Annotated in this window: 5 protein-coding genes; 3 read left to right on the plus strand and 2 right to left on the minus strand. The window is 62.4% G+C overall.

What is annotated here, in order from left to right; translation table 11 throughout:
* Positions 1 to 2: 2 nt before the first annotated feature.
* The 3 genes from hemW (at position 3) to Q0K00_RS06225 (ending at position 3,924) form a co-directional block, all read left to right on the plus strand.
* Positions 3 to 1,298, plus strand: a complete 1,296-nt coding sequence (hemW, locus tag Q0K00_RS06215) for a radical SAM family heme chaperone HemW (RefSeq protein ID WP_297228103.1) — start codon at positions 3 to 5, stop codon at positions 1,296 to 1,298.
* Between the two features lie 286 nt (positions 1,299 to 1,584).
* Entirely contained in the window at positions 1,585 to 2,964 is a 1,380-nt protein-coding gene (locus tag Q0K00_RS06220) for an APC family permease (RefSeq protein WP_297228104.1), read from the plus strand.
* 66 nt (positions 2,965 to 3,030) lie between these two features.
* On the plus strand, positions 3,031 to 3,924 hold the full coding sequence (locus Q0K00_RS06225; protein ID WP_297228105.1) for an acetamidase/formamidase family protein: 894 nt from the start codon (positions 3,031 to 3,033) through the stop codon (positions 3,922 to 3,924).
* Between the two features lie 74 nt (positions 3,925 to 3,998).
* Here the strand turns inward: Q0K00_RS06225 and Q0K00_RS06230 are convergent, their stop codons facing one another.
* The gene (locus tag Q0K00_RS06230; RefSeq protein WP_297228106.1) at positions 3,999 to 4,460 is read right to left on the minus strand and encodes a carboxypeptidase-like regulatory domain-containing protein; all 462 of its coding nucleotides are present in this window, start codon (positions 4,458 to 4,460) and stop codon (positions 3,999 to 4,001) included.
* 125 nt (positions 4,461 to 4,585) lie between these two features.
* On the minus strand, positions 4,586 to 5,374 hold the full coding sequence (locus tag Q0K00_RS06235; protein ID WP_297228107.1) for a DUF4198 domain-containing protein: 789 nt from the start codon (positions 5,372 to 5,374) through the stop codon (positions 4,586 to 4,588).
* Positions 5,375 to 6,024 lie beyond the last annotated feature (650 nt).

Raw genomic sequence — 6,024 nt, forward strand, 5'->3', positions numbered from 1 at the left:
CCATGCTTGTGTATATCCATGTTCCCTTTTGCAGGACCCGTTGCAATTACTGCGCATTCTATTCCATGCCGCTGGGCCGCGGCGTCTCGGCCAGCCAGTCGCCCGCCGTGCGCGACTATGTGGACAGTCTGTTTTTGGAAATGGCCCTCTGGGGCGATCGCCTCAAGGGCAAGGAAGTGCATTCGGTCTTTTTCGGCGGCGGTACGCCGAGCCTTCTGCCGCCGCGCATCATCGAAAGCATCCTTGATCGCCTGCACAAGGCTTTCGCCTGGTCGCCCAAGGCCGAAGTGACGCTGGAGGCCAATCCCGAATCCCTGCGGGGCGGGCACATCACCACCCAGTATCTGAATGCCGGCATCAATCGTCTCTCCATCGGCCTGCAGACGCTGGACGATACGCTTTTGCGCATGTTGGGGCGGCCCCACAAGGCGCAGGACAGCCTGCACGCGGTGTTCATGGCCCGTGAGGCGGGTTGCGCCAACATCAGCGTCGATCTCATGTGGGGGCTGCCGGGGCAGGGCGTGCGGCAATGGCTGCAGACCCTCAAGGATGTCTGCCGCATGACGCCGGAACATATCTCTTCCTACGGGCTGACGCTGGAACCGGGATCGCCTCTTGAACAGGACTGCGCCTCGGGCAGGCTGACCCTGCCGCCGGAGCGGGATCAGAACATCATGTTTTCCGAGGGGGCGGCCTTTCTGGAAAGCAACGGCTACCTGCATTACGAGATATCCAACTTCGCGCGCATGGGCTTCCAGTGCCGTCACAACCTCGGTTACTGGGAAGGGGCGGATTATCTGGGGCTGGGGCCGTCGGCCACCTCGACCATCGACGGCCGCCGCTGGACCAATCCCGCCGGGCAGCGCGCCTGGACCGAGGGCATCCGCGCCGGGACGCTGGACGCCAAGGCGGAGATCCTCACGCCGAAGATCCGCATCCTGGAGCTGCTCATGCTGCGGCTGCGCACGGCGCGGGGCTTGCGTCTCAAGGATTACAAGGAACTCACCGGGCGGGATTTCATGCGCGATCACCAGCGGCTGGTCCAGGCCCTGCACGAGAACCGGCTGGTGCGCCTGCGTGACGGCTATCTGCGCCTGACCCGCAGCGGTATGCTGGTCTCCAATTCCATCCTGCGGAATCTTTTCGAGCGCACGGGCACGCTGCTGGAACAGTTGCCCGCCGAGGCCGCCGCGGCCCTGCGGGAACGGCAGGCCCGGCTGGAGGCCGCCAAGAACGAACTGCCCGACGATGACGAGCCCAAGTCCATCAACTGGGAACGTGTGGACACGCAGGAATAGCGACCGCGCGCCGCTCCGGCATGGCGGGGCGTGGGCCCCGCCGTCCCCCCGGCTTCGTCTCGCCGTGCCGCCGGGCTGGCATCTTCCGTCCCGTGGCGGCGCTCGCTCTGCCTCCGTGCCGCAAAAGTGTCGTTTTTTGTTGTTTTTGAAGTGAAAAGTTCCTTCTCGCAGGAGAAAACAGGCTCAAAACAGCCTTTTTTCCGCCTTTTCCCTTTGACATTGCGCTAAAACCGTCTAAAAGGGCTTTGCCGTTTTTTGCCGGCAAAATCCTTTTTGAGGTTGTCGTATGTCACAGCAAGGTTCCACGGAAAATTTCGGGTATCATCAGGAGCTGAAACGGGAACTCAGCTTCAGGGACGTCTTTGTCTACGGTATGCTGTTCATGGTGGTCATCGCGCCCATGTCCATCTACGGCTACATTTCCAGAGACAGCCACATGATGACCCCCTTCGTCTACTTTGTGGGCATCTGCGCCATGTTCTTCACGGCGTTGAGCTACATGAAGATGAGCAGCCGCTTCCCCATCGCCGGCTCGGTCTATGCCTATGTGCAGCGCGGCCTGAACCACCATGTGGGTTTCATCGCCGGCTGGCTCATCCTGCTGGATTACGTCTTCGTGCCCGCGCTGCTCTATCTGATGACGGCCAACTGGTGCGTCGAGCTCTTCCCCCATACGCCGCGCTGGCTCTGGGTCATCGTCTTCGTGGGCATCAACACGCTCATCAACGTGCGCGGCATCACCTACACGGCGCGGGCCGACTGGATCATGTTTTATGTCGAGCTGGTGGTGCTGGCCCTGTTCATCGGCATGGGCCTCAACTATGTGCTCGGTGAAGGCGGCGGCACGGGCGCGCTGGTCATGGATCCGCTTTACCGCCCCGGCGAGATGAACCTCCAGTTCATCGGGCTGGCCTGCACCATCGCCTGTCTTTCCTTCCTGGGCTTTGACGGCATCTCCACCCTGGCCGAAGAGACGCACCGCCCGGAAGTGACCATCGGCCGCGCCACCATGGCCGCCCTGCTGTGCATCGGCTTCCTGTTCATCCTGCAGACCTATGTGGCCACCATCATCCAGCCCGATCTTGAGAAGCTCAACCCCGATACGGCCTTTTTTGACGCCGCCGCGCTGGCCTGCGGCGAATGGTTCCGCAAGGTGCTGCTCGTGGTGAACATCCTTGCCGTGGGCATCGCCAACACCATGAACGCTCAGGCGGCCACCTCGCGCGTGCTGTTCGGCATGGCGCGCGACAACGTGCTGCCGGGCGTCTCCGGGGTGTTCCGCAAGGTGCATCCCCGTTTCCAGACGCCCTATGTCGCCACCATCGCCGTGGGGGTGTTTTCCATCATCGTGGCCGAACTGTCCACGGTGGACGATCTTGCCCGTCTGGTGAACTTCGGGGCGCTGACCTCCTTCATCCTGCTCAACGTGGCGGTGTTCAATTTCTTCTGGCTGCGCGAGCGTATGCGCGGCGGGAAGGCGGTGTTCCACTACATCATCTGCCCGCTTTGCGGCGTGCTGATCCTGGGCTATGTGTGGTTCTCCTTCGACAAGCTGACCCAGATCGTGGGCTTCAGCTGGCTGGCCATCGGTCTGATCATCGGTTTCGTGAAGAGCAAGGGCTACAAGGAAGTGCCCGAAGCCTTCCGCAACAGTCACATGGTGTAGCGTAACGCACAACGGATGCAACGCCGGGCAGTGAGTTGCCCGGCACTCGATAATGGAGGAGATATCATGCAATACGTCGACAAGGTCGTGTATACGTTCAGCGCCGCCAATGCGCCCATCGCCAGCATCGACTCCGGCGAGGTCGTCATCTTCCGCACGCAGGACTGCTTCAGCAATCAGATGCATTCCGAAAGCCAGCTGGTGACAAATTGCGATTACAGCAAGATGAATCCGGCCACCGGCCCGCTGTTCGTGCGTGACGCCCATCCCGGAGACGTCCTCAAGGTCGAGCTGCTGGACGTGCAGTGCGACGTCATCGGCACTACCACCACCCTGCCCAAGATCGGGCCTCTGTGGGACAAGTGCGAGACGCGCACCAAGCGCATCCCCATCGAGAACGGCAAGGCCGTCTTCAATGACGTGCGCTTCCCCGTCAATCCCATGATCGGGGTCATCGGCGTCACGCCGGAAGAGGGCAAGAGCGTGCCCTGCGGCTATCCCGGCAATCATGGCGGTAATCTGGATTGCAAGCTCATGGTCAAGGGCAATACCGCCTACTTCCCGGTGCGCGTGGAAGGCGCGCTCGTCCAGATGGGCGATATGCACGCCGTCATGGGGGACAGCGAGCTCTGCGGCACGGGTCTGGAGATCAACGGGACGGTGATGACCCGCATCAGCATCATCCGTCAGTGTGCGCTGGACTGGCCCGTGCTCGAGACCCCCACCAGCTGGTATACGCTCGCCAGCGCCCCCGACTATACGGAAGCCCTGCGCCATGCCAGCGTGCAGATGCAGCGTCTGGTGGCCGCCGCTACCGGCTGGGACGAGACGGACGCGTATCTCTATATGTCCCTGCGCGGCGATCTGGAAGTCTGTCAGGCCTGCAAGCCCTGCGAAGTGGACCTCATCCTGCGCCTCGGCGTGCCCAAGGCGGATATGAAGCGTCCCCTCGTGGGATAACGAGCCGTTCAGGCCGTGAAAAAAAGGGGAGGCGTCGCCGGGCGACGCCTCCCCTTCGTCATGCCGAAAAGTCCTCAGGCGGCCTTGCGGCGGCGCAGGAGGCAGGCGACAAGAGCCAGATTGGCCAGCAGACTCACCCCCAGCCCCGCCCTCATGGGCAGGCTGGCGCTCGTTTCCGCCTTGTCCGCTCCGGCCGCGGCATCAGGCTTGCCCGGCGCGGCGACTTCCACGGGATGATCCACCTTGTGCCCCATGCCGTCGGCAACGATGATGCGCCATGTGCCCGGCGCATCGGGAACGAAGGCGAAGCGGCCGCGCGCATCGGTACGGCCGTTCTGGAATTCCTTGCCGTCCGCGCCGATGACGCGCACGGACGCGAACTCCGTCGCCCTGTCGTCGGAATAGGCAAAGCGGGCCAGGATCGTTTCGCCCTGCCGCTCATGGCTGGCCCGCAGGGCATGGGCTTCGACGGCCGTCGGCAGACATGCCATGCCGCCGCAAACAGTCAGCAGGCAGCCTGTCAGGAGTTTTTTCATGGCATTTCCTCGTGTGGGAACGGTAAAAATTTCGGGAAAGGGAACGTCATCCAGACAAGGCGTCCCCCTTCCCCCAGGAGAGAGCTCCATCCCGCGGGCGACGACTGCTTTCGCCCGCGGCGCGATCACTTCACCGGAAAGACCAGCGTGGAGCGCAGTTGTTCCTCATCGACGCCCTTGCCGTCCTTGACCGGGCGGGTGACGGCCACGCGGGCCAGCCAGAGTCCCGGCGTATCCAGCGGCAGGGTCACCTTACCGGCGGCATCGGTGTGGAGCATCTGCTTGTAGGTGTCTTCTTCCTTGCTGTAGCCGTCATAGCTCAGGCCCACCTCGGCCTGCGGCACGGGCTTGCCGTCCAGCAGGACCTGCACCGTCAGCTTGCCCCCGGCCGTCAGGTCCGACAGCGAGGCCTGCGGCACGATCTCCAGCGTCTGGCCCAGCGGCTTGCTCCAGAAAGCGGCATCCCCGCCCACGACAAAGGCCGTCTTGGTGAACTTTTCGTAGCGGCCCACCGAGCGCACGGTCTTGCCCTGCGCTTCCAGCGCGGCGCGGTCCCCGAGCAGCACGCCTTCCGTGGTGGAGCTCCAGATCTCGGGCAGGCGATGCCCCACCAGCCAGGCCGGAGCGGCCACCGGCCCCTTCACCGTGCCTTCCAGCGCCTTTGAGGCGGCGGAGGGCGCGAGGGTGAGCGCCGTCTTTTTACCGTCGGCGGTCAGGAGTTCTACACGGACATTTTCCACTTTTTCAGCTTCTTCGCTCTGCATGAAGATGTGGGCAGCCTGCGCTTCCACGGTGACCGGAGCGGCTTTGGCTCCGTCGCCGCGCGGCACGACAAGGAATTCATGGGCCTGTCCGGCAGCGGTGAAAAGCGGGACGCTCAGCATGGCGGCAGCAAGAAGAGAGGCAAGACGCATGGGTGTTTCCTGTGGTTGAGGTTGGGGTGACATCAGGGCCGACATGGCTGGCGGCCGGAGACGTGGACAGCTGTATCGTGACACGATATGAAAAAACGTAATACCAAAAGTGCCGCCTTGAGGCAAGGGGAATTCTTTTCTCGGTTCGCGGGGTGAGATCTTTTCTTTTTTTGTCGAAGGCATCGCGGATGCCGTCCGGCGGGGGAGGCTGTTCCTGTGTTTTGCCTGCCGTCGGCTTGCGGCGCCTGCCCCGCAGCCAGACGGAGTCGTCTGCGCGGCCAGGACCGAACGACAGCCGGAAATACCCTCTCGTTGACCTATATCCCAGCTTGACGGCGCGGAAAGCCTTCGTGCGGCAAAAAGAAAAAAGCGCCGCGCGGATCGACGCGGCAAAATGCCCGGCATCGCGAAAAAGTGCCCTCTGCAAGCCGGGAGATGCCGACGTCGGGGGCTATCTTGTGGTCATGGGGCCTTCTGGTGGGGCGTAAGGAGCATGTGGAGCGAGGCACAGGGAGCAATTCCAAGCGCGGAGCTATATTGACGAAATGCTGGAATCTTTTTACATAAAAGAAAATGGGTCATGACTAGCAGAGAGTCCATAAAGAGGCTAAAAGCAAGTTATGACAATGAAAAACAAGTACGCTTGCCGT

The sequence above is a fragment of the uncultured Desulfovibrio sp. genome, assembly GCF_944327235.1.
Classification (GTDB): domain Bacteria; phylum Desulfobacterota; class Desulfovibrionia; order Desulfovibrionales; family Desulfovibrionaceae; genus Desulfovibrio.